Origin of the sequence: Parageobacillus sp. VR-IP, assembly GCF_013357975.1 — a bacterium.
Taxonomy (GTDB): Bacteria; Bacillota; Bacilli; order Bacillales; family Anoxybacillaceae; genus Saccharococcus; species Saccharococcus caldoxylosilyticus.
On sequence record NZ_JABVYQ010000001.1, the window covers coordinates 787059 to 811040 of the forward strand.

The following is a 23982-nucleotide window of genomic DNA, read 5'->3' on the forward strand; positions in this document are numbered from 1 at the left end:
ATCATATCACAAAGGAGGTTTAATTCATGAATAACTACGTTACAGATTCTAAACTTCGTCTTCTTCGCGATAGGGAGGAAGTAGTTAAGCTTACACAAGCACTTGTGCGAATTCCAAGTGTTTATCGGCCGGGAGACCCTAATGGGAATGAACAAAAAGTTGCCCAATATGTAGCGAATTATTTAAAACAGATGGGAGTTGAGGTGCATATAGAGGAAGTAGAACCGGGACGTCCTAACGTTATCGGTATTGTCGACTCTGGGAAACCTGGGAAAACTCTCCTTTTTGAAGGACATACGGATGTAGTAACAGAAGGAGACAGAAGTGCATGGACTTACGATCCTTTCGGAGCCGAAGTTGTTAATGGGAGAATATACGGAAGAGGCACAAATGACACAAAAGGAAATTTAGCTTGCATGATCACTGCTGTTCATTCTTTATTGAGGGATAAAGAACAATGGAAAGGAAAAATTATACTTTGCATTCCTTGTGATGAAGAAGGAATGATGATAGGGATTAAACACTTTATCCGAAGGGGCTGGGCAAAAGGAGTTGATGGAGCGATTATTTGTGAACCGGAAGAAAATCAAGTATGTATTGCGCAAAAAGGAGCGATGAGGATTGTTATTCGTGTATATGGAAAGATGGCACATGGAGCAATTCCTTTAAGTGGTATAAATCCAAATACAAGAATGGCGAGATTAATATGTGAGTTAGAACAACTGGAGAAACGAGAAAAAGAAAGATTGGGAAAACATCCATTGCTTGGTTGGCCAAGTATTACTCCAACAATTTTGAAAGCACCTGTCTGTGGCGATGCTCAAATTAATGTAATTCCTGATCAATGTATGACAACGCTTGATATACGAACGATCCCGGGACAGGATCATGAAGAGCTCTGTAAAGAAATTCAGCACATCTTTGAAAGATTAGCTAAGGAAGATCCAGATTTTAAAGGGGAATTTGAAGTAATTGAAAATAGACCATGGACGAAAACGAGTAAAGATGATCCAATTGTAAAGGCAGTGGCAGAAGCAGTGAAAAGAGTAACTAAGAAAAAACCTTATTACAATGGTGTACCCGGAGCGACTGATGGTACCTTTTTACACCTGGAAGGCATACCTATTGTAACTATTGGAGCAGGGGACCGTGAAATTCCGCATCAAATTGATGAGTACGTAGATATTGACGAACTTGCTGAAACAACTGAAATCTATAGAACAGCGGCTTTGCTGTTCTTAAACGAAGAGGTTTAAAGGATGAGGGAGTTTCGAATAGCCGTTCTTCCAGGTGATGGAATCGGTCCTGAAGTAATGAACGAGGCATTAAAAGTTTTACGGATACTCAAAGATAAAGATTCTACATTTCAATTTCATGCAGATATTTTTTTATGGAATTCAGAGTATTACTTAGAGCATGGAAGAATGATGCCAGAAAACGGTCTAGATATATTAAAGAATTATGACGCAATCTTGTTCGGAGCTATCGGAGACCCACGTGTACCTGATGATATATCTGTCTGGGAATTAATTATGCCAATACGCAAAAGGTTTTGCCAATATGTGAATCTTCGGCCTGTGAAAAAACTTAAGGGAATTCCTGGGCCATTTATGAATCAAGATCGACCTATCGATTTTGTAATAGTAAGAGAAAATGCAGAGGGAGAATATTCTAATAGTGGAGGAAGAATATATCAGGGTACCGAACAAGAAATAGCTGTTCAAAATACAATTATCACGAGAAAAGGAACAGAGCGAATAGCGAGATATGCATTTCAATATGCTAAAAAACATGGTTATCAAAAAGTCATAAATGCAACCAAATCGAATGCGGTAGTTCACTCGATGAAATTATGGGACGAGGTTATCGAGCATGTTGCCAACCAATATCCAGATATTCAATTAGAAAAGTACTATATTGATGCTTTAGCTGCATATTTTGTTCAAAGACCCGATACCCTGCAAGTTATTGTTGCCTCTAATTTATTTGGGGATATCCTTTCAGATTTAGGTTCTGCTTTAGTAGGAGGACTAGGTATATCACCTTCCGCTAATATAAATCCTGAAGGTGTATTTCCATCGATGTTTGAGCCAGTACATGGGTCGGCACCTGACATTGCAGGGAAAGGAAAAGCGAATCCGATTGCCCAGATTTGGTCAACAGCACTAATGCTTCAATCTTTTGGCAGAGGAGATTTAGCTAGAATTATCTTAAAAGCAATTGAAAAGGTAACAGAACACGGAGAAAAATTGACACCTGATCTTGGCGGTAATTCAACGACAATTGAAATGGGAGAAGAAATTGTTCGACAAATGGTCAAAATAATGAGCTAGAGACGGTGAGGTGAGATCGATTGTATATGCGCTTTCTGAACAAAGTAGTCATTGTTACAGGTGCAGCAGGAGGTATGGGGAAAGCTGCTGTGAAACGCTTTTTAGATGAGGGAGCTCACGTTGTGGCTCTCGATCTTTATCCTAAAGGTGTACCAGAGACAGCGGATCACTTTTATCCATTTGCTGTAGACGTAACAAATGAAGAAAAAGTAAAGGAAGTATTTAAAGAGATTCGAAATCGATTTGGCAAAATAGACGCACTTGTAAACTTTGTAGGGATAGCACAAAAAGCTGAACCAATCGAACAAGTTTCTTTAAATAAATGGCTGAAGATTTTGAATACAAATTCTACTTCCTTATTTTTGCTTTGTAAAGAAGCTGTTCAGATTATGAAAGATACACGAGCCAAAGGATCAATTGTTAATGTTGCCTCCATTTCTGTCGTCCGACCAAGACCAGGATTGCAATCCTACATAGCTTCTAAAGGTGCAGTTGTATCTTTTTCTAAAGCTTTAGCTCTTGAACTCGCTCCTTATCAAATTAGAGTCAATGTGATTCATCCAGGACCGTGTGATACTGATATGTTAGGAGAATTTGTAGCTTTTGGATCTGATGTTAATTTGATAAAAGAGGAAACATTTAGAAATAGTATTCCGTTAGGGGAATTAATCCAACCAGAGGATGTAGCGAGTACAGCTTTATATCTTTGTTCAGATGAGGCACATATGATTACGGGGAGCGTTATTCATGTCGATGGTGGACGCGGTATATAATTAACAACATTGCGGCAATTTATGTCTATTAGTTTAGTATCGTGGCAACATATAAAACTATTGCATATAAGCAAATAGATATTCATGGAAAATGTTTCATATAGAGGGGGAAATACTCTATTGATGTGTTGAAATGATTACTTCACTAGCAGTTGCACTGTATTTTGACATGATTATAGGGGATTGAAATGATCATTGTTACAGTAAGAAGGGGGATGGACATGAGAAAACTAAAAATGTATATAGACGGAAAATGGGTCGACAGTAAATCGAAAGAGATAATAACCATTTTCAATCCTGCAAACTATGAGCCAATTGCTCAAGTTCCCCGTGGCAATAATGAAGACGTAAATCAAGCAGTTGAAGCTGCGCGAAAAGCGTTTGAGTCTCAGCAATGGAGGAACATTAAACCGTATGAACGGGGTTATATTTTACTTGAGATGGCTAAAAGAATACGTGAGTGTAAAGATGAATTGGCACTATTAGAAACATTAGATGTTGGAAAGCCTTTGTCTCAGTCATATGCAGATGTGGAAGCAGCAGCACGATATTTTGAGTTTTATGGAGGGGTTGCCGATAAAATAATGGGTGAAACCATTCCAGTTGAACCAGGAATATTAGATTATACCATTCGCGAACCGCTTGGTGTTACAGTACATATTATTCCATGGAATTATCCTATTCAAATTTCCTCAAGAAGTGCCGCAGCAGCAATTGCGGCAGGCAATACTGTTGTCATGAAACCAGCTGAGGACGCTCCTCTAACAGCGTTAAAGCTAGCAGAGCTTTTTGACGAAGTAAATCTTCCAAAAGGAATATTTAACGTTGTAACGGGATTTGGACATGAAGCAGGAGCAGCCTTGGTATCCCATCCAAATATTGACCATGTGACATTTACTGGATCAGTGGAAACAGGAGTATCTGTTATGCAAGCAGCGGCCAAAAACGTCATTCCTGTTACGTTGGAACTAGGCGGGAAATCTCCAAATATCGTATTTTCAGATTGTGACAAAGAGGAAGCTTTGCATTGGATAGTCAAGTCAATTGTACAAAATGCTGGCCAAACTTGCTCTGCTGGTTCTAGGTTAATTATCGAAAAATCGATCAAAGATTCATTTATAGAAGCTTTAATAGAAAGGTTTAAAAACATTACAATTGGTCCAGGTATAGAGGACTTTGATATCGGACCTATTATTTCAAAAAAACAGTTTGATAAAATACAGAAATTTCTTTTAATGGCAGAGAGAGAAGGGAAGATACTTGTAGGGGGACAACAAGTAATTATTCCAGGTAATGAGAAAGGATATTATGTACAGCCTACCATTGTTGATGAAGTGGATCCGAATAGTCCATTAGCTCAGGAAGAAATTTTTGGACCTGTGTTAACGGTCCTTACTTTCGAATCGGAAGAGGAGGCCATTCAAATTGCTAACGGGACCAAATTTGGTCTTGTTACAGGCATTTGGACATCAGATGTGAAGAGAGCCCATCGCATCGCAGAAAGAATTCAATCTGGGCAGGTCTTTATCAATAATTATGGGGCAGGAGGAGGCATTCAAATGCCTTTCGGTGGATATAAAAGAAGTGGGTTTGGGAGAGAAAAAGGCCTAGAGGCGTTAAAAAATTATACACAGTTAAAAAATGTAGCTTTAAAATACTATGACTAGGTTTACTCACTAAATATTTTTGTATCTGTGGAGCTGATTAACTCCTATTGTTTAAACGTACCAATAACCACAAGTGTATCATCAAGAAAATTCGGTCTAGTACCATTTGAGACTATCGAAACTGGCAAGGAAATACTCATACTTCGTGGCCAAAAAGTGTTCTTTCAGGCATTGAAGATGGATTTGGACCGCTTGTACGCTTGCAATCGGGAATCTTGCCCGTCTTTGGAACGAACGTCTTCGGTTGGCGAAAGAACATTTTCTCCAATACGGCTACTGCCATTCTTAAAAACTGCATCAACATCACTTCTGCACGGTCCAAAAACGACCAAAAAAGGACATAAGTGTGCAGCGCCATTTTGCCTTCGTAGAGTAAAGCGTGATGTTGATATATCAAGGGATTGGACGTTTGACTATTTCGTTCAAACATTCTAGTTTACATAACAACAATTTATTTTTTGCAGGGTTCTTGGGGGTGTGCAAAACCGCCCCTTGCCTCCCTAGAGAATCAACGGTAAAATGAAGGTGTTCTTTTAAAAGACTGACCTCGTTTAGAGGATTAAAACTACGACCCCTCCGCAATGTTATCCTGCCCGTCAACGTATTCTTTTAAAAGACCGACCTCGCTTAGAGGATTAAAATCTGCCTTTTGGACCATCATGGAAATAAACGACAATGTAGCTTGAAAAACTTTGTACTCATGTTGGTGAAAAACAAGAGCTTATGAAGATGTGTCCTTGCCCTGTTTCCAGTGTGGAAACGATGGGGGAATAAAGAGGTTTGAAAAAAGAGAGCCATCCATGCGGATTTGCACATATCCCTGTCAAGTAGACAAGGAAAAAAGAGTATATCAAGCTGCGGCCTTTTCCCGATATTCAACCGGGGAAAGGCCGTTCCGCTTTTCTTGGAAACGGCTGTGATTATAAAAACGAATATACTCTTCCATCGCCTGATATGCCTGTTCGATCGTTTTTGGGCGCACTAGTTTGTTCTTTCTTCGCCATAAAAAACCCCTCCCAAGCAGACTGTTGAGGACATCATATCGAATGTCCTCTTTTTTCGCTGCCTGCTTGTAGAGGATATATTGCCTTGGGAAAATGGTGAAATAGTGATTTTTAAGGAAATAAACGGTCCTAATAATATAGATTACGGATTCTTTTCGATATTACTATGCTCTTCTCATCAGGTGAATGGCTTAGTCAGTGCTATATTAGTCTTTCGCTAGCGGTGCTATTTGTTTGTTATAGCCGCTTTTTAAGCGTTTTTTGGCAAATGCGAAATAAGAAATCATCACTACGGCCGTGATTAAGAGTGTCAACAGTAATTGGGAAACCATCGTTTTGATAAATAACATGGAGATAAGGATTACTAATAAAGCCAAGATAGTCAAATAAGTTAGATACGGGAATAACCACATTTTTATCTTTAATGCTTCAGGATTGCTTTGTTCAAGTTTTTTTCGCATACGCAATTGTGAAACCGCAATAACTAAATATACAAGCAGGGCAATAGCGCCTGAGGAGTTAACGAGAAATAAAAACACTTTATCTGGGGAAATGTAATTCATGATCACCGCTATGTACCCAAAGAATGTGCTGGCAATAACGGCTTGAGCGGGTACACCGTTTTTGTTTAGTTTGAGGAATCGTCTTGGCGCTTCTCCTTTTTCCGCTAGGGAATAAAGCATTCTTGAGGTGGTATATAGCCCTGAATTTAGACAAGATAAAACGGCTGTTAATACAATAAAATTCATGATTTGTGCGGCGGCTGGTATGCCAACGTGCTCTAGCACCGCAACAAAGGGGCTTTTTAAAACGTTTGCTGAGTTCCAAGGCAATAAAGTTACTACTACAGCGATCGAGCCAATATAAAAAACTAGGATTCTCCATAGGACGGACTTAATCGCTCTAGTTACTGCTTTCTGCGGTTCAGGGGATTCTCCGGCGGCAATCGTAACGATTTCTGTTCCAACAAAGGAAAAAATAACAACGACAATTCCTAAAAGGATGGAACTGATGCCATGCGGCATAAATCCGCCATTACCGATTAGATTTTTCAACCCAATTGGGCTGCTGTTTGGATAAAGTCCAAATATGAAAGCGACCCCGATCATTAAAAACAAAATGATGCTCGCTACTTTAATTAACGCAAACCAGTATTCAAATTCCCCATATGATTTAACCGACCAAATATTTGTAAGCGTTAACAATATGGTGAGAATTAAACTTAACAGCCATATTGGAATACTATTAAACCAATATTGAATGATAGCAGCACCGGCATTTGCTTCGATAGCAATAACGATTACCCAGAAGAACCAATATAACCATCCGATGGTAAATCCGGCCCAAGGCCCAATGGCATCGTGTGCATATGCCGAAAAAGAGCCGCTAGTAGGATTAGCTGCAGCCATTTCTCCTAACATTCTCATCACAAGAACTACTAAGCAGCCGGCTAATGCATAGGAAACAATGGCCCCAGGGCCTGTAGAATGAATGACTGCGCCGCTTCCCACAAAAAGTCCGGCCCCTATAACCCCAGCTATTGCGATCATTGTCATGTGGCGTTCCTTTAACCCTTTTTGTAGCCCTGTATCCTGTTTTGCCAAGAAAATCCCCTCCTTGGAAAATGGTTTGTTAAAAATTATCTGAATAATTAGATAAATGTTTTTATACTTAGTTTATGTTAGAAAGTGATTACATATCATTAGGCAAAGTGTAAACAAAAACAGGCCATCCATTTGACGATTTGTAAAATACTCAATGCTTTTTGGTCTAGAACTGGAATAGCCGTGCTTTGTATGAGCCTGTGTATCTTAATGGTTTCATCAACTTCACGACAAATCAAAATTTGCATAGCTTTGTTATTACCTTGAAATAGTTTATTACAAAACAACTGTTAGATTTATTCAAAATCAACAGAGTTATTTAAATAGGATAACGTGTTCTCTTGTCTTTTATTTCCTTTCCTCAAGACTCTACATATTGATCGCAAACGAATGCGGTAATGTCAATTATGTTCATAGTATATTTTTACATAATGAAAAACAAACCCCTCTACTTATTTAACAAAGTGTATAATGAAAAGCTTATTTACTATAGATAAAATATTCTTAAAGTTCGGATTCTTGGGTCTTATATCAATCAGGATAGGGAGGTGTTGTCTTTTTGGTGTTTTATACTATGGAAAATGCTTGCTTTTAGTAGGTTTGAAAATATAGAAAAGCGAGGGATGGAGAGGTGGCTGATCAAGTAACAATCGGTCTTATTCAAGCGTCACATGATGTCCATGGGGATGAGCCGGTGGAAGTCCATAAAGAAAAGGCGATTGAAAAACATATAAAATTGGTGCAAGAGGCAAAAGACCGGGGAGCGCAAATCATCTGTTTGCAAGAAATTTTCTACGGTCCATATTTTTGTGCGGAGCAAAATACAAAATGGTATGATGCTGCGGAAGAAATTCCGAATGGACCAACGACGAAAAGATTTCAAGAACTGGCAAAACAATTAGGTGTGGTCATTATTCTGCCAATTTATGAAAGAGAGGGAATCGCTACTTATTATAATACAGCCGCTGTCATTGATGCAGACGGCACATACTTAGGAAAATATCGAAAACAGCATATTCCGCATGTTGGCGTAGGCAACGAAGGATGTGGATTTTGGGAAAAATTTTATTTCAAACCAGGGAATTTAGGATACCCGGTATTTGATACGGCATTTGCCAAAGTAGGCGTTTACATTTGTTATGACCGCCACTTCCCAGAAGGGGCAAGAATTTTAGGCTTAAAAGGTGCTGAAATTGTTTTTAACCCTTCAGCGACGGTAGCTGGTCTTTCCGAATACTTATGGAAGCTGGAGCAACCTGCCCATGCAGTGGCAAACGGATATTATGTCGCTGCCATCAACCGGGTCGGATATGAAGCCCCATGGAACATGGGAGAATTTTATGGTCAGTCTTATTTAGTCGATCCAAGAGGCAACTTTGTTGCGATGGGAAGCCGTGACAAAGATGAAGTCGTCATCGGTGTGATGGACAAAAAGATGATTCGCGAAGTTCGTGATACGTGGCAGTTTTATAGAGACCGCCGTCCGGAAACTTACAACGAAATGACAGCATTACTGCCATAAAGCGTAAAAAGGGATTAGGGTTTTACTCTATTCCCTTTTTTAAAATGAAAAAGGAGGTTGTTCGCGATGAACCTATCTCTCTCTGATTTGGAGAAGAACTTCCAAGAAGTAGAACCGGGGTTAACCGATCGAGAAGCGATAGAAGAAGCCAACCGATGTTTATATTGTTATGATGCGCCCTGTATAAAAGCTTGTCCTACAGGGATTGATATTCCGACTTTTATCAAGAAAATTGCGTCGGGAAACTTAAAAGGATCGGCAAAAACCATTATGTTGTCCAATCCTGTTGGCGCCAGCTGTGCAAGGGTATGCCCGACGGAGGAGTTATGTGAAGGTGCTTGTGTTCTGAATCATTCCACCAAGCCTATCATGATTGGAAAACTGCAACGATATGCGACAGACTGGGCCATTTGGAATGAAGAAGTATTGTTTCAGGCTGGAAAGAAAAACGGAAAAACAGTGGCTGTTGTCGGCGGCGGTCCAGCTGGATTATCTGCCGCTAGAGAATTGGCCCGAATAGGATATACGGTCACCATTTTTGAAGCGGAAAAAGAAGCAGGGGGACTGAATACCTATGGCATCGTTTCCTTCCGGCTTCCGCAAAAAATATCGTTTTGGGAAGTGAATCAAGTCAAAAGTTTAGGGGTACAAATTCGCACCAATACGAAGGTAGGAAAAGATATTTCCGCTAAGGAGCTTTTAGATCATTACGATGTAGTCGTGTTGGCTGTCGGCATGGGGAAAGTTCCAATGTTAGGGATTGAAGGAGAAGACTTGGACGGAGTGTATGATGCCATTGAATTTATTAAAGAAACGAAAACAAACCCATTGACTGACAAGCTAGTGGGGAAAAGAGTGGTCGTCATCGGTGCTGGAAACACTGCGATTGACGGCGCAACTTGTTCGGTGCGTTTAGGAGCGGAAAATGTAAAAATTTTATATCGCCGTACAAAAGAGGAAATGACCGCGTACGATTTTGAATACGAGTTTGCGAAGCAAGACGGCGTCGAGTTTCGCTGGTTAACTGCACCGAAGCGGATTATTGGTGATGAAAACGGAAAAGTGACCCATATCGAATGTGTTCGTATGAAGTTAGGAGAATCGGATGCAGATGGACGCCGTCGTCCTGTTCCCATTGAGGGATCCGAGTTTACGATGCGAGTCGATGTAGTTATTAAAGCAATCGGCCAGACGCGGCACCTTGATCTCATTCAGGAATTTGGATTAGAGCATGATGATGGTGTGGTAAAAGTCAATCCGGAAAACTATCAAACATCCAATCAAAAAGTTTTTGCTTGTGGTGATGTCATTTTTGCGAAAGGACAAGGCGAAGCGATGGTTGTCACTGCTGCGCAGCAAGGAAAAGAGGCAGCCTACGCGATACATGAATATTTAACAAAAGCAGTAAGTGAAACTGCCTGATATTGTCATTTTTAACGGAGGAGGGCAAGAAAATGGCAGATTTAAGCATTAATTTAGCGGGAATAAAGTCTCCCAATCCATTTTGGCTCGCTTCTGCGCCTCCAACCAACTCCGGTTATCAAGTGCAAAGAGCGTTTGAGGCTGGTTGGGGCGGAGCGGTTTGGAAAACGCTCGGTGAACCGATTTTAAACGTATCATCCCGGTTTGCGGCTGTAAGCTTTAATGGACAGCGTGTGATGGGCTTTAACAATATCGAGTTGATTACGGACCGTCCCCTTGAAGTGAATTTAAAAGAAATCTATGAAACCAAAAAGCGTTTTCCAGATCGAGCCGTGGTGGCATCCCTTATGGTCGAACCAAAAAGGGAAAAATGGCATGAAATTGTGAAAAGAGTGGAAGATGTGGGCGTAGACGGGCTTGAACTGAATTTTGGCTGCCCGCACGGAATGGCCGAACGGGGAATGGGGTCGGCTTCCGGGCAAGTGCCTGAGCTCGTGGAAAAGCAAACCTATTGGGTGAAAGAGGTGGCTCAGACGCCTGTCATCGTTAAGCTGACTCCTAATATTACAGATATCACGGCGACAGCTGAAGCGGCTGTTCAGGGCGGAGCCGATGCCATCAGCATGATCAATACCATCAATAGCTTAATGGGAGTTGACCTGGACACGTGGAATACCATTCCGCATGTAGCGGGGAAGGGAGCGCATGGAGGCTATTGCGGCCCGGCGGTGAAACCAATCGCTTTGAACATGGTTGCAGAATGCGCCCGGCATCCGCGTATTCATGTGCCGATTTCCGGCATAGGCGGCATATCCAGCTGGAAGGACGCAGTGGAATTTATGCTTATGGGGGCAACCGGGGTGCAAGTATGTACGGCTGTCATGCATCACGGCTTCCGTATTATTGAAGATATGATTGAAGGACTGAACCATTACTTGGATGAAAAGGGAATTGCTTCCGTTATGGATATTGTTGGGAAGTCGGTTCATAAATACTCCAATTGGGGGGACCTCGACCTTAATTATAAAGTGGTTGCCCGCATTAATACCGATGTTTGCATTAATTGTAATAAATGTTATATCTCGTGTGAAGATGCTTCTCATCAATGCATCGATCGTTTAACGGATGAAAATGGAAAAGAGTATTTAAAAGTGCGCGAAGAAGATTGCGTAGGATGCAATTTATGTTCGATCGTCTGTCCGGTGGATGGCGCGATTGACATGGTCGAAATACCAAGCGAACATCCACCGATGACATGGAATGAGCGACAAGCAGCCATTAGCGGACTTAGCAGCTGTAATGTTGACGTAAAATAATCTTTTCAATCAAAGGAGGACGTAGAAATGACAAAAATTATAAAAAACGGAACAATTGTTACCGCAACGGATACGTATGAAGCGGACTTGCTGATTAAAGACGGGAAAATTGCGATGATTGGCCAAAATTTAGAGGAAAAAGGCGCCGAAGTGATTGATGCAAAAGGTTGTTACGTATTTCCAGGCGGCATTGATCCACATACGCATTTGGATATGCCGTTTGGGGGTACGGTGACAAAGGATGATTTCGAATCCGGGACGATTGCGGCGGCATTTGGCGGGACAACGACCATCATCGACTTTTGTTTAACGAACAAAGGGGAACCACTGAAAAAAGCGATTGAAACTTGGCATAACAAAGCGAGGGGAAAAGCGGTTATTGATTACGGCTTTCATTTAATGATTAGTGAAATTACGGATGAAGTATTGGAAGAGCTGCCGAAAGTCATTGAAGAAGAAGGAATTACATCATTTAAAGTGTTTATGGCGTATAAAAACGTATTTCAGGCAGATGATGGAACGTTATACCGTACGCTGGTGGCCGCCAAAGAACTTGGAGCGCTCGTGATGGTGCATGCGGAAAATGGTGATGTGATTGATTATTTAACGAAGAAAGCGCTTGCGGAGGGGAATACGGATCCGATTTACCATGCATTAACAAGACCTCCAGAATTGGAAGGAGAAGCGACAGGGCGCGCATGTCAATTAACCGAGCTTGCCGGTTCACAGCTTTACGTCGTTCACGTGACGTGTGCGCAAGCGGTTGAAAAAATTGCTGAGGCGCGCGATAAAGGATTGGATGTATGGGGAGAAACGTGTCCGCAATATCTTGTTCTCGACCAATCGTATTTAGAAAAGCCTAATTTTGAAGGCGCGAAATATGTTTGGTCTCCACCGCTTCGTGAAAAATGGCATCAAGAGGTATTGTGGAATGCATTGAAAAACGGCCAGCTGCAAACGCTGGGATCTGACCAATGTTCGTTTGACTTTAAAGGCCAAAAAGAACTTGGCAGAGGAGATTTTACGAAAATTCCAAATGGCGGACCGATCATTGAGGATCGGGTTAGCATTCTCTTCAGTGAAGGAGTAAAGAAAGGAAGAATCACGTTAAATCAATTTGTCGACATTGTGTCGACAAGAATTGCCAAATTGTTCGGGTTATTCCCGAAAAAAGGAACCATTGCGGTAGGCTCAGACGCGGATTTAGTCATTTTTGACCCGAATATCGAACGGGTGATTTCGGTCGAAACACACCATATGGCCGTTGATTACAATGCATTCGAAGGAATGAAAGTAACGGGTGAACCGGTATCGGTTTTATGTAGAGGCGAATTTGTCGTTCGTGATAAACAATTTGTCGGGAAACCAGGGTACGGACAATATTTAAAACGTGCAAAATACGGAACCTCGACTATTTCCAAACAGAGCGAGGAATTAACCATTTAACTTGCCTTCTAAAACGGCTTCAAAAATGTAACATATATCACCCCAATTTTTTTAGCTTAGCCTTATCCCGTTCTAAGCGATAGTAGATCTTCAAAAATCACTATCGTTTGGAATCTTATTCACAATATTTAGGAGAAAAAAGGCAAGCAAATGTTTGGAAGAAAACGGTTCATTTTTATTAGGAGGTGGTAATCAGATGTCCTATCAAGAATTTTTGGCAGAAAGGGATAAAATTGACTATTTGATTCAACAAGGATACTATATCAAAAATGTGAGAGAAAATTTAAGCGGGGCTTTCGTCGAATTCGAATTAAAAATGCCAGACTCTTCAGGAAAAAAGGACACGACACAAATATTGCATATTCAAAATGCGGATGCCCGCAAGTATTTTTCATCCCTATTAATCCGTCAAATGAAACAAGCAAAGTAGTTTTATCGATAAATAAGAGCAATTGCCCCAAGGTATGAGCATAAATTTATGAATATTAAAAAATATCAACAAAAACAGGAAGGAAGAATTACTGTGGAATTTTATTTAAAAGCGAAAGATGGTGCTTTTCCGTGTGAAGTGACCATCGATGAAGACAACGGCCGATACACGATCCGAAAAGCGGATACGAGCGGGGAATTTTTTGATACTCCACAAGAGCTTGTGAAATGGATTATGGATAATTGGCGCAGTGACTATTTCCAAGATGAGGAACAATTTCAACAAATGATAAAAGAAATTCAAGTATATATTCCGGTTAATGAATAATTAAAAAGGGAGTGAGTTCGTCTTATCAAGATCTAAATCATAAAAAATCTCTAAAAATAAAGGAGGACACATATTAATACATGACTAAAATGTGTTCTCCTTTATTTTTTTAACATATTTACCGAGAAGTCTCCCACCTCTTAACGGAGTGTAGGCGGAAGAGGTTCATAACTTTTTATAATTTGGGTCTTGATAAACTTTTTTGAAGGAAGTTCCTTGCGTCGATAAAAGGAGAACTTAAGTCAATTCCCAAAGCGGGATAGTAAAGCTGTTCTCCTATTACGCCAAAACGCTTCCATAAACGATCCAGGGAACTGTTTGCCACGCCTCCAAGCGTATACATTTCCATATTGTTCAGATGTTTCTCCATTCGGCTGCCAATGCCCCAGACTTCCCGTAACGGAACCAGCCATAACTTGTTTGGTGTACATTCCGCGATACCTTGCTTTTTGGCGTATACATCCAGTACGACTTTGCTGTTGAAACGGTTCGGGCCGATGCCAATGCAAGATGGCAGACCGAATTGATTCCAGATTGCGCTGCGTATTTTTTGGGCTGCTTCCACGGGAGATCCATGTAGTTTTTCCGTACCGTCTAGGGTTAGCCAGCTCTCATCAACGCTGTACGTGAGAATCGCTTCAAAAGGGACGAAGGTGGAAAACAGTTCTGTCATTTGCACACTGATTTCTAAATATCGCTTCATGCGGGCGTTAAAAATATGGATATGGCGACGGCAAGGCACTTCCATATAGACGGCTTCCTGTTCTGATTCCGTAATCTTGCTTCATTTTTGGAGATGCGGCCAGAACCACGCTCCCGCTTCGATTTTTATCAGAGACAACGACGACATAATCCTCGAGAGGATCCAGTCCATGATCGACACATTCGCAACTGGCGTAGAAACTCTTCATATCGATACATAAAGGCAGACAAGAAATATCAAGCGGCATCGACGCGAAGGGCTCCTTTTTAAGAACATACGTCCTATTCGCGAATATATGTTTTTATTTTGATTAAAAAAGTCAAGCGTAAACTGGGAAAAGTAGGGAGATAAATAAGGAAAAGGAGTTGTTAGACAAAAATAAAAAGACCAGATTGTTCCGGTCTTTACAGCTTGTTGACTTTGATGGAAAGATGAAAATCTGAACTGTAGTGATATACATCACAATATTCCTAGAATTTTAAATATAACATAATACTGTATTTAACTTAACTTACAAAACTGACAAGGGAGAGATAGTTGATGAAAGCAGCAGTTATGGAAGACTTTAACAAACCACTAGTCATTCATGAAAACTTTCAAGATCCAGATTGTGGTCCAAATGATGTCATTGTAAAGGTGGAGGCAAACGGGGTCTGCCGAAGCGACTGGCATGCATGGGTCGGAGATTGGGAATGGATCGGATTGAAGCCTGAACTTCCTCATATTCTCGGGCATGAGTTTGCGGGCGTTATTGAAGAAGTCGGAAAAGATGTTAAGCGCTTCAAAAAAGGAGATCGCGTTGTAGTTCCTTTTAGCCTAGGGTGTGGAAGCTGCGAGTATTGCCAAACAGGGCACCAAAACGTATGTGAAAACTTGGTAGTCTTCGGATTTTCTTGTAAAGGGTCTTATGCCCAATATACGAAGGTGCCGTTCGCAGATCAAAATCTAGTTCATTTGCCTGATTCTATCGACTTTACCACAGCTGCCTCCCTCGGGTGCCGGTTTATGACGAGTTTTCATGCGGTTGCCGATCAATCAGGGGTGCAAGCAGGTGATTTCTTTACTGTTTACGGTGCAGGCGGCGTTGGTTTAGCCGCGATTCAAATCGCCAATGCGCTTGGAGCCAGGGTCATCGCCGTTGATATTGATGATGCCAAACTGGAAAAAGCGAAAGAACTAGGTGCTTTTGCAACGGTAAACTCAAGAAGGGACAATCCTGTCGAAGCAGTCATGGAAATTACTAAAGGCGGCAGCGACATTACGTTGGATGCACTTGGTATTGCCGAAACATGCCGAAATGCGATTCTTAGCTTGCGAAACCGTGGAACACATGTGCAAGTTGGATTGACGACGCAAGAAGAGGGTGGAATGATCGCCCTTCCGACGGATTTAATTGTAGCAAAAGAGCTGCAAATTAGAGGATCGCTTGGTATGCAAGCGCATCGATATAATGATTTATTAGCAATGGTGGAAAGTGGGAAGCTGCATCCAGAAAAATTGATATCCAAAACGATTTCTCTTGAAGAAGCAGGCGGAGTGCTTGAATCGATGTCTCAATATGGTACGTTGGGATCCATTGTGATTAACCGTTTCTAACAGCAACTGAAAAATGAAGGCAGAGAGAAGAAACGTTTTTCTAGATGCTAGGATTAAAGCGGTTACAAAATGAAGCAAGAAATAATACAATCACCTCAAGAAAGAGACAGGCCGATAGAGCTTCAGAAAAATGAATAAATCCATTTGTTCAAAAAGAGGCTGAATCAAAAGCAAAATGTCTGACCCTACACGCAATATATAGTACATAAGCATGTGAAACGCGCGTGTGTCAGACATTTATGGGTCAGCCCCTTTTGTTTTTTACAATCAATCTTATAAAAAGTGAGCGAGAAAACCCATAGCTTATGTCAAAAAAATTGGACCCCATGAATTCGGAACGTTTACGCTGTGAAAAAATTAAATTATGAAATTGACTCTCACATTGTTAAAAATTAAGATCGGTTGGGGAAAAAGCGGCAACTCAGTCCGTAACATTTAAGGTAGTAGAGGATAAAGATGGCTAAGATTCCGACTAGAATCTCCCACATATGCACATTCAAGATGATCATCTTACGGGCAATGGCAAAAATGATTATATCCATGACGAGTGTCATATCGTGCTTGATGAGCATAAGTGCGACCTCTAATCCAATAATATACAAGAGTGCATGAGCTAAAAAATCTTGAAATTTCTCCATGATTTCTCCTTCCATGATGTAGCTGAATAGGTCATGGACGAGCATTGTTCCTTCTGCAATTACCGCTACAATAATGATTCCCGCTAGCAGCCATTCGAAAAATTTTACCGTCTGGGTAAATACTTGTTCGAGGGATTTTACATTCATCTCCATTACCTCGCTTTCTTTAATTCCTTAATTTTTATATAGGAATTATAAGAGTATATCAACGAATTCAAAAAGTGAGAAATGAGGATTTGAAATGAGGATTATAACTCACCTTTGGAAGTTAAGGACCATTTTTGGGGTCACAAACCGCGTCTCTAAAATTTAAAAGAGCACTATGCTGAACGTCTCGTCAAACCTGGTAAACGGGGGAGAAAACCCGATCCGAAAATACCATCGTAAAGGTCGCGGAAATCCTGGCCCAAAAAGAACATGCAAGCCCATTTCGAGGTCGATTATGATGGGCAAACCTTAACGTTTCATCGCAATGAAGCAGCATTAGCCAAGGAGGTGTTACGGGATGGGAAGTTCCTGATTAAGACGAATACCGACTTGACCTCAGTCGACGTGGTAACCGGATACAAGACGCTCATTCAAGTCGAACGAACCTTCAAAAGGATTTTCCGAATATTTATCCTTGTTAGTATTGTATTATAACAGATATATATACGCAACTATTGTTATATAAAAGTGTGGTTATATTTTTGTCATCAATCTTATATTGATGGTTGTTTTCTTCGCCTAAAAATAATATTGTCTTCAATGGTGTTAAGATTTTTTCATTCATAACTCTCAAAACTTTGGCAACGCCTTCACGGCATCCGCCAGATCGCTATAGCTGTCTTTTTAAGTATCTGGAGGTTGTGGCGATATTGCTGTGGCCCGCAAGTCTCCGTACTTTCTCGATATCGTTGTTCGTCGCCTTTAACATCCACTTCCAAAACATATGGGGCGTGAGCTTTTTGTTTGGTAAGCTGTAGCTTTCAATTATTCGCTGAATGCCCCGGACCGAAAAATTCGGCGAGCGCTGGCTATAAAAGACGTATGGCGATGCGGCCACATGCGGTTTCTTTTTCGCCATTTCTGCGCGGAACATTTCAAACTTCTCAGTGAAATCGTCCCCCTTGAAATATCAGGGGGACGAGTATATATAAAAACGTCATTTTGAATTGTGTATAATAGTACGCCAATCTGAGAAGCCGTTTTTTAAGGTATCTTATTTTTGACCTTCTTCCCGGGGACGCTCCTTCCTTTGCCTCCCCCATTATCATTTTTGCTTGTTAGGTGCGTAAAGGGACGGCTTGGGGAAGCCAAGTCGGCTAACCAAGCCTAAAAAAGTACAGCTTTTAAAGCTTGCTAAGTCATTGGGCTTTCTGCAAGCCGTCAGCGAATCGCTTGATACTTCGTATGCTCCACTTCGTTCCGCACCCTTCTACCTGTCTTCGCACAATTAAGACTCCAGACCAGTCCCGTGTTAACTCTGGATCAGAAGTAAACTCCCCGGCTCAACGCTGCGCAAAAAGGGGCTCGGTTCGCCTACACTGTAAAGCTGCAAGTAATGCATAGCTCGGGTGCAGGCGGTGTAGAACAATCTACGCAGGCTCTCATCGCCATATACTTGCGCCGATGCGTTATAAATGATGACGGCGTCGAATTCGATGCCCTTGGCCAAATACGCCGGTATGACGACAACACCTTGTTCATATTCGGTAGATCCGCTCTTCACGAGCTTAATTTCTTCGACGTTGCTCAGTGCTTCGTATGCGGCGGTACTTTCTGCAGCAGATTTGCATATAATCGCGATCGTATTATACCCCCGATTCCGCAAGTCAGCGACTTTGGAAGCAATGCAGCGGTGCAGTTCGGCTTGATTGGACACTCTTGTCAGCACAGGCCTATCGCCGTCGCGTTCAAAAGCGGTAATCCGTTCGCCGCCGGGCACGAGTCTGCGCGTAAATTCGACGATCTGTCTTGTGGATCTGTAGCTGCGGGTCAAGGTTATCACATCCGTTTCATCAGGCCCGTATAAGCTAGTAAGTGTGTGAAAATCGACCGTTTCGCTGGCATGGGTGAATATCGCCTGGTTAAAGTCACCGAGCACGGTCATCCTTGCCGAAGGGAACAAACGTTTCAAAAACTCGAATTGAAATGGAGAATAATCTTGCGCTTCGTCTACAAGCACGTGTTTGATCGAGCTATTCGTCTGAAAGCCTTGAATCAGCTCTTTCAAAAATAAAAACGGAGTAGCATCCTCGTAAAACAGTTTGCCTTCGTCTAGCATTTTCACAGTCAATCGGCAAATATCCTCCCACTCTTCGGGTGTTTCCACCTCCATCCACTGTTTGATCCGCGTTGGATCGGCGAAAAGTTGCTTGTATATTCCCTTCATGTCGATGAAACGAAGCGCCCGGATCTGTTTGCGCAACGGCTTCATCTTCTGGCGAACGATCAATCGAACGAGCGCTTTCTCATAATCACCAAATGATTCTCCTTTAAAGCCGCGTTTTTTCCGTAAGTGGGTATAAACCTTTTGGTAATCCTCGTTGCTAAGCAGCTCGATTTCTTCCTGTACCCATGGCTTGGTCCGTTCAAGCTTCTCGGCTTCATCTAATTGCCTGTTTAGCCAATCTCTCAACTTCTTAAGTCTGTTGTGAAAGCGGAGCGAGGTGTCGCTACTATAAAACCTTTCCTCGATTTGTTTGGCGGTGATGATCGGCTTTCCTCTAAAAATAATATCTTTGAATAGCATGCCGGATAATTCTAGCGACTGGCTGTATTTTTTGATCGCCTCAAAAAAACGGGTCGATGCCTTGAATCGGATACTCGCAGTCCTAGTCCGATATGAAGGGTCATCCGATGCAGTCAACACATATTCCAATTGCTCGTAAGGACTCTCTACTTGAAATTCGTTGCCTAGCCGATGGTCCAAGTATTCTTGAAATGTGACCTGCAGCATATTCTCTTCGCCGAGTTCGGGCAACACATTGGATACGTAGCTGTTAAACATCGAATTAGGTGAAAATAGAATAATTTGATCGGCTGTCAGCCTATCCCGATACTTGTAGAGCAAGTAAGCGATCCGCTGCAGGGCGGCCGATGTCTTGCCGCTGCCAGCGGGGCCTTGAACAATGAGCAGCCGCCCGCGATCGTGCCGGATGATCCGGTTTTGTTCCCGTTGAATGGTGGCCACTATGTTGTGCATATGTTTGTCTGAGACTTTGCCAAGCACCTGCTTTAAAATCTCGTCTCCAATGGTGAGACTGGTATCGAACATCGATTTGATAACGCCGTCGCGGATGATATATTGCCACTTTTTCTCCAGCATGCCACGGATTACGCCTTCGGGCGTAACATATTCGGCCGGACCGGGAGAGTAATCGTAGTAGATACTCGAGATCGACGCCCGCCAGTCGTAGATAAGGATGTTCTCTCCGCTTGTATCTGTGAGCGTGGAGATGCCGATATAGATTCGTTCAGCAGTTGAAGTTCCTTCTTCAGTGAAATCGATTCGGCCGAAATAAGGCACCTCCCGCATGCGGCGCAGCGTAGACAACCTCTTGAAGGCGTGCCTGTGGGTGCTTTGGCTTACGGACAGGAGCTGAGCCTGTTGTCTCAAGCTGATGATCGTCTCAAGAAAATCGTCGAAAGTATCTATATTAACCTTGATGTCATCCCAAAAGTGTTTGCGGATATCAATCACTTCTTTCCGACGCCGGAGGGTTTCGTCTTCCAACATGCGGATTTGCTCCGCAATAATCTCCATTATGCTGTTTAATCGTTCTTGCTCTTGCCGAAGTTCTGTCATTTCAATCACTCCTTTAAAAAAATAAAAATTGGGGTTGACTGAAGGGGGATTATGTTGTATAATTAAAATAGGGATATTATATTATATAGATAATAAAAACGTGTTTCTACACTAATTTATCATAGTTTCTCTATTTTATCAATAATTTTATCAATGTATTTAATACTACAGCTGTTATGATGGATCGTACTTGTTGCAAATTTAACAGTTTTCCCGAGAAGTCTCCCTTCCCCTAAACGGAGTGAAGGAGGGAGATGAATCGGGAAATTTTTGATTCCTAAAAACAAACATACGTGCTATAACCAGGCCATCTATCAAACAAAGAAAAAGGAAATGCTCATGCTTCGTGGGTAAAAAGTGTTCTTTCAGGCAATGAAAGCGGATTTGGATCGCTTGTACGCCTGCAATCGGGAATCCGCCCGTGTTTGGAATGAATGCTTCCGCTTAGCCAAAGAACACTTCCTCCAGCATGGGGGCTGGATCACCAAAAGCAAGCTGTAAAAACAAACGAAAAGAAAGTTCCATCTTCACAGCCAATCGATTCAAGCCGTCTGCCACCAATACCTCTTCGCAAGACAAGCCGCACATCACGCGATCCAACAAGGACATGCTGTCCGTTATCCCTACAAGAAAAAGAAGTACTTCCCAATGAAATGGGCGAAAGACGGTTCCAAGGTTTACGAAAACGGAAAAATTGAACTCTCCATGGGTATTCATCATGGAAAACGGGAAAAGCCGATTATCGTGTATGCGTCGCATCTGCCAAAGGGAACGATCAAAGAAATCGAATGCTGCTTTGATCAAGGTCTTTATTTGGCTGTGATGCATGAGGATGGGCAAAAGGCAACAGCGTACAAACCGGGTTCATCGGTCGGAGTCGATCTTGGAGAAGTGCACACCATCGGCGCGTTTTGTGAAAACGAGCCAGCCGGAAACAAGCACAGAAACTCTCGAATTGGTCATTCGGGAAAGTGAAGCAGTATCTACGCTTATAAGCTGGTCCAACATGGCACTCGCTTGCATGAAATCAAAGAGTCATATACCAGCCAGACCTGTCCTGTCTGCCAAAAGAGAAAAAAGCATCTTCCCGACAGTTTGTGTGCCGGTGTGGGTACAAGGAGCATCCGGACGTTCATGGAGCGCGAAATATCTTAGGCAAGGCGCTGCGCGGCGCCTTCAAACACTGGAACGTACAAACGAAGCTGACGTATCTACAGATTGCGTAAGCAAGAAGTAGTAGAAGGGTTGGACTGCCCCATCGGTCGAAAAGCCAATGTTGCTTACCGAATCGACTGGGAAGACTTCCGATGCATGAATCGAGCCAAAGAAGACAACTTTCTTCGGACGGGTGGTAAGAAACTTCCACCTCTTGACGGAGTGTAGGTGGGAGAGGTTCATTCATACATATAAGAGGAGGAAACATCTCGTCTCGTTTTTCGAACATCGTGAATGCAAAAAAAGTGGATTAAAAAACACTCGTTATGGATAAAAATAGAAGAAACTCAAAATCTTTATTTCGAATTTTCATTGTGATAAGCTTCCAAGGCAATTTTTTATGAGTGTTTAGGACTTTTTGATGGTATCTTTCTGAAAATCTAGAAACTCCCCCTCTTTAATATACAATATATTCAGAATTATTAAATAAAATAATGGTTGGCGCAAATCTTGCTTTTTATGTAAGTGCCAGTACCAAGAAAGGAGATGAAAATAGAAGATGTATTGAATGAACACATTTTTGTGATGTCAAATGAGAAGGATCGCATATATTTTGAATACGTTTTATATTTAAAGGAGGGGTTCTATTGGATTTGGGTTTTCTGACAAGACGAATGGCCAATGACGTTAATGTGAGTAATAATGAAAAAATAGCTATAAAAGAAGAATCCGGAAGGTCATGGACATATAAGGAACTCCATCTGGTTTCGAATGCCTATGCAAATAAGCTTCGTGAACTGGGAATACAAAAAGGTGATCGGATAGGGATTTTACTTTACAACTGTCTTGAATATTTTGGTCTTTATTTTGCCGCAGCCAAACTTGGAGCAATAGCTGTTCGTCTAAACTTTCGCCTTGCAAGTGCTGAATTGGAATATGCTCTAAATGATTCGGGGACGAAAATATTATGCTTCCATTCAACTTTGGCAACTCATGTTAAAGAAGTTAAGGATCAAGTTCAGGTTGAACGCTACATATGTCTATCAAATAACGAAGCAGACATTCCACCTTGGGCGGAAAGTTGGGCTATTTTAAATAGCGGTGATCCAGACGAGGTAAAGACCGATCATATTGAATTAAGCGACCCACTCATGCTTATGTATACTTCGGGGACAACGGGAAGACCTAAAGGAGCCATCTGGACGCATGAAACGACGTTTTGGTTTTGTGCCATGCAGTCGATGAAGTGGAAATTTACAGGACAGGAAATTGGGATGACGACAGGGCCGCTCTATCATGTCGGAGCGATGGAAGATCTCGCTCTTCCTATTTTGATGATGGGCGGAACGGTTATCATAACGAAAAGCAAAGGTTTTAAGATTGAGAGAATTCTTTCTGTTATCGAAAAAGAAAAAGTGACCGACTGCTTTTTATTCCCTTTTATGATTTATGAAATGCTCAACTCACCCGCACTTGATCAGTATCAGTTGAAACACTTAAGAACAATCTACACCGGAGGCGACCCGCTCATGCCATGGGCTTTAGAGACACTAAAACAAAAATTTCCGCATCTCGGCGTTGTCCAAGTGTATGGGTTGACAGAGGGAACCCCAATTGCCGCTGCCCTTGACCCAGAAGATGCACTTTTGAAAGGACATACCGTTGGAAAACCGATGCCGCTGACTGAAATAATGATCATCGATGACGACGGAACACCTTTACCAACTGGAGAAATCGGGGAAATCGCGATCAAAAGCCCGGCGGTTTCCGTCGGATATTGGAGGAAGCCAGATGAAACGAAAAAAACGTTCGTAAATGGTTGGTGCAAAACAGGGGATTTGGGGAAGTTTGACCATGATGGGTATTTATCGATTGCCGGCCGGAAAAAAGATATGATCCGTAGCGGCGGTGAAAATATATACGCAGCTGAAATTGAAGATGTACTTTACCGGCATGAGGCAGTTAAGGAAGTGGCAATCATCGGCATTCCCGACCCGAAATACATTGAAGCCGTATGTGCGGTCATTGTAAGGAAAGAAGGGGCCAAGTTGACGGAGGAGGAAGTGATAGAGTATTGCAAAAAGTATCTTGCCAGCTATAAGAAACCGAAAAAAGTCGTTTTTGTTGAAGAATTACCGCGCACTCCATCCGGAAAGGTCCAAAAGTATATTTTGCGAAACCAGTACGGCCGCAGGAATGAACTTGAGGAGAGAAGCCGATGAAAAATAAACAAGCCGTTTTTTGGTCAATATTGAA

20 protein-coding genes and 2 pseudogenes are annotated in these 23982 nt (G+C 41.9%); 14 read left to right on the forward strand and 8 right to left on the reverse strand.

Going from position 1 to position 23982, the window contains the following annotated elements:
• Positions 1-26 precede the first annotated feature (26 nt).
• From HT574_RS04115 to HT574_RS04130, 4 genes are all read left to right on the forward strand, one after another.
• The gene (locus HT574_RS04115) at positions 27-1256 is read left to right on the forward strand and encodes a M20 family metallopeptidase (protein WP_175243555.1); all 1230 of its coding nucleotides are present in this window, start codon (positions 27-29) and stop codon (positions 1254-1256) included.
• A 3-nt stretch (positions 1257-1259) separates the two neighbouring features.
• Positions 1260-2333, forward strand: a complete 1074-nt coding sequence (locus tag HT574_RS04120; RefSeq protein ID WP_175243556.1) for a tartrate dehydrogenase — start codon at positions 1260-1262, stop codon at positions 2331-2333.
• Between the two features lie 26 nt (positions 2334-2359).
• A complete protein-coding gene (locus HT574_RS04125; RefSeq protein WP_175243789.1) occupies positions 2360-3106 on the forward strand; it encodes an SDR family NAD(P)-dependent oxidoreductase in 747 nt (248 codons plus the stop codon).
• 221 nt (positions 3107-3327) lie between these two features.
• On the forward strand, positions 3328-4773 hold the full coding sequence (locus HT574_RS04130; RefSeq protein WP_175243557.1) for an aldehyde dehydrogenase family protein: 1446 nt from the start codon (positions 3328-3330) through the stop codon (positions 4771-4773).
• An 850-nt stretch (positions 4774-5623) separates the two neighbouring features.
• Here the strand turns inward: HT574_RS04130 and HT574_RS04135 are convergent.
• Positions 5624-5758 (reverse strand): annotated as a pseudogene (locus HT574_RS04135) (IS3 family transposase); the annotation flags it as partial.
• 225 nt (positions 5759-5983) lie between these two features.
• Positions 5984-7381: a GABA permease gene (gene gabP / locus HT574_RS04140; protein ID WP_081162780.1), complete on the reverse strand. Its 1398-nt coding sequence runs from the start codon at positions 7379-7381 to the stop codon at positions 5984-5986.
• A gap of 631 nt (positions 7382-8012) precedes the next feature.
• Here gabP and HT574_RS04145 point away from each other — a divergent pair.
• The 6 genes from HT574_RS04145 to HT574_RS04170 all read left to right on the forward strand — a co-directional run bounded on the left by HT574_RS04145 (position 8013) and on the right by HT574_RS04170 (position 13844).
• Positions 8013-8903, forward strand: coding sequence for a nitrilase-related carbon-nitrogen hydrolase (locus HT574_RS04145; RefSeq protein ID WP_175243558.1), 891 nt, complete (start codon positions 8013-8015; stop codon positions 8901-8903).
• Between the two features lie 66 nt (positions 8904-8969).
• Positions 8970-10325, forward strand: coding sequence for an NAD(P)-dependent oxidoreductase (locus tag HT574_RS04150; protein WP_175243559.1), 1356 nt, complete (start codon positions 8970-8972; stop codon positions 10323-10325).
• A gap of 32 nt (positions 10326-10357) precedes the next feature.
• Entirely contained in the window at positions 10358-11641 is a 1284-nt protein-coding gene (gene preA, locus HT574_RS04155; protein ID WP_175243560.1) for an NAD-dependent dihydropyrimidine dehydrogenase subunit PreA, read from the forward strand.
• Between the two features lie 27 nt (positions 11642-11668).
• Positions 11669-13087 (forward strand): dihydropyrimidinase, encoded by a 1419-nt coding sequence (hydA, locus tag HT574_RS04160; RefSeq protein WP_175243561.1) that lies wholly within the window; start codon positions 11669-11671, stop codon positions 13085-13087.
• A 196-nt stretch (positions 13088-13283) separates the two neighbouring features.
• The gene (locus HT574_RS04165; RefSeq protein WP_081162288.1) at positions 13284-13517 is read left to right on the forward strand and encodes a hypothetical protein; all 234 of its coding nucleotides are present in this window, start codon (positions 13284-13286) and stop codon (positions 13515-13517) included.
• A gap of 93 nt (positions 13518-13610) precedes the next feature.
• The gene (locus HT574_RS04170) at positions 13611-13844 is read left to right on the forward strand and encodes a hypothetical protein (protein WP_017436163.1); all 234 of its coding nucleotides are present in this window, start codon (positions 13611-13613) and stop codon (positions 13842-13844) included.
• 175 nt (positions 13845-14019) lie between these two features.
• Here the strand turns inward: HT574_RS04170 and HT574_RS04175 are convergent, their stop codons facing one another.
• Both HT574_RS04175 and HT574_RS19755 read right to left on the reverse strand, forming a co-directional pair.
• Entirely contained in the window at positions 14020-14592 is a 573-nt protein-coding gene (locus tag HT574_RS04175; RefSeq protein ID WP_254698555.1) for a Y-family DNA polymerase, read from the reverse strand.
• The gene (locus HT574_RS19755) at positions 14555-14794 is read right to left on the reverse strand and encodes a Y-family DNA polymerase (protein ID WP_309138270.1); all 240 of its coding nucleotides are present in this window, start codon (positions 14792-14794) and stop codon (positions 14555-14557) included. The genes HT574_RS04175 and HT574_RS19755 overlap by 38 nt, the downstream gene beginning before the upstream one ends.
• A 293-nt stretch (positions 14795-15087) precedes the next feature.
• Here HT574_RS19755 and HT574_RS04180 point away from each other — a divergent pair, with 293 nt between their 5' ends.
• Entirely contained in the window at positions 15088-16143 is a 1056-nt protein-coding gene (locus HT574_RS04180; RefSeq protein WP_175243562.1) for a zinc-dependent alcohol dehydrogenase family protein, read from the forward strand.
• Positions 16144-16535: 392 nt separating this feature from the next.
• Here HT574_RS04180 and HT574_RS04185 read toward each other — a convergent pair whose 3' ends face one another.
• The 4 genes and pseudogenes from HT574_RS04185 to HT574_RS19760 all read right to left on the reverse strand — a co-directional run bounded on the left by HT574_RS04185 (position 16536) and on the right by HT574_RS19760 (position 21180).
• Positions 16536-16928, reverse strand: coding sequence for a phosphate-starvation-inducible PsiE family protein (locus tag HT574_RS04185; RefSeq protein ID WP_175243563.1), 393 nt, complete (start codon positions 16926-16928; stop codon positions 16536-16538).
• 630 nt (positions 16929-17558) lie between these two features.
• Positions 17559-17874: pseudogene (locus HT574_RS04190) on the reverse strand (tyrosine-type recombinase/integrase); the annotation flags it as partial.
• A 366-nt stretch (positions 17875-18240) separates the two neighbouring features.
• Positions 18241-20571: an RNA polymerase recycling motor HelD gene (gene helD, locus HT574_RS04195; RefSeq protein ID WP_175243564.1), complete on the reverse strand. Its 2331-nt coding sequence runs from the start codon at positions 20569-20571 to the stop codon at positions 18241-18243.
• Positions 20572-21015: 444 nt separating this feature from the next.
• On the reverse strand, positions 21016-21180 hold the full coding sequence (locus tag HT574_RS19760; protein WP_175243565.1) for a hypothetical protein: 165 nt from the start codon (positions 21178-21180) through the stop codon (positions 21016-21018).
• Between the two features lie 39 nt (positions 21181-21219).
• On the opposite strand from HT574_RS19760, the gene HT574_RS19765 reads away from it, so the two are divergent.
• The 3 genes from HT574_RS19765 (at position 21220) to HT574_RS04220 (ending at position 23948) form a co-directional block, all read left to right on the forward strand.
• Positions 21220-21546, forward strand: coding sequence for a hypothetical protein (locus tag HT574_RS19765; protein WP_175243566.1), 327 nt, complete (start codon positions 21220-21222; stop codon positions 21544-21546).
• A 42-nt stretch (positions 21547-21588) separates the two neighbouring features.
• Positions 21589-21726, forward strand: coding sequence for a hypothetical protein (locus HT574_RS20630; RefSeq protein ID WP_175243567.1), 138 nt, complete (start codon positions 21589-21591; stop codon positions 21724-21726).
• Positions 21727-22373: 647 nt separating this feature from the next.
• Positions 22374-23948: an acyl-CoA synthetase gene (locus HT574_RS04220; protein WP_175243569.1), complete on the forward strand. Its 1575-nt coding sequence runs from the start codon at positions 22374-22376 to the stop codon at positions 23946-23948.
• Positions 23949-23982 lie beyond the last annotated feature (34 nt).

Bases quoted from the DNA above. Each gene is read 5' to 3' on its own strand.
- HT574_RS04115 (WP_175243555.1), top strand. From the start codon at position 27: ATGAATAACTACGTTACAGATTCTAAACTTCGTCTTCTTCGCGATAGG.
- HT574_RS04120 (WP_175243556.1), top strand. From the start codon at position 1,260: ATGAGGGAGTTTCGAATAGCCGTTCTTCCAGGTGATGGAATCGGTCCT.
- HT574_RS04125 (WP_175243789.1), top strand. From the start codon at position 2,360: ATGCGCTTTCTGAACAAAGTAGTCATTGTTACAGGTGCAGCAGGAGGT.
- HT574_RS04130 (WP_175243557.1), top strand. From the start codon at position 3,328: ATGAGAAAACTAAAAATGTATATAGACGGAAAATGGGTCGACAGTAAA.
- HT574_RS04150 (WP_175243559.1), top strand. From the start codon at position 8,970: ATGAACCTATCTCTCTCTGATTTGGAGAAGAACTTCCAAGAAGTAGAA.
- preA (WP_175243560.1), top strand. From the start codon at position 10,358: ATGGCAGATTTAAGCATTAATTTAGCGGGAATAAAGTCTCCCAATCCA.
- hydA (WP_175243561.1), top strand. From the start codon at position 11,669: ATGACAAAAATTATAAAAAACGGAACAATTGTTACCGCAACGGATACG.
- HT574_RS04165 (WP_081162288.1), top strand. From the start codon at position 13,284: ATGTCCTATCAAGAATTTTTGGCAGAAAGGGATAAAATTGACTATTTG.
- HT574_RS04175 (WP_254698555.1), bottom strand. From the start codon at position 14,592: ATGGAAGTGCCTTGCCGTCGCCATATCCATATTTTTAACGCCCGCATG.
- HT574_RS19755 (WP_309138270.1), bottom strand. From the start codon at position 14,794: ATGCCGCTTGATATTTCTTGTCTGCCTTTATGTATCGATATGAAGAGT.
- HT574_RS04180 (WP_175243562.1), top strand. From the start codon at position 15,088: ATGAAAGCAGCAGTTATGGAAGACTTTAACAAACCACTAGTCATTCAT.
- HT574_RS04185 (WP_175243563.1), bottom strand. From the start codon at position 16,928: ATGAATGTAAAATCCCTCGAACAAGTATTTACCCAGACGGTAAAATTT.
- helD (WP_175243564.1), bottom strand. From the start codon at position 20,571: ATGACAGAACTTCGGCAAGAGCAAGAACGATTAAACAGCATAATGGAG.
- HT574_RS19760 (WP_175243565.1), bottom strand. From the start codon at position 21,180: ATGTCCTTGTTGGATCGCGTGATGTGCGGCTTGTCTTGCGAAGAGGTA.
- HT574_RS19765 (WP_175243566.1), top strand. From the start codon at position 21,220: ATGAAATGGGCGAAAGACGGTTCCAAGGTTTACGAAAACGGAAAAATT.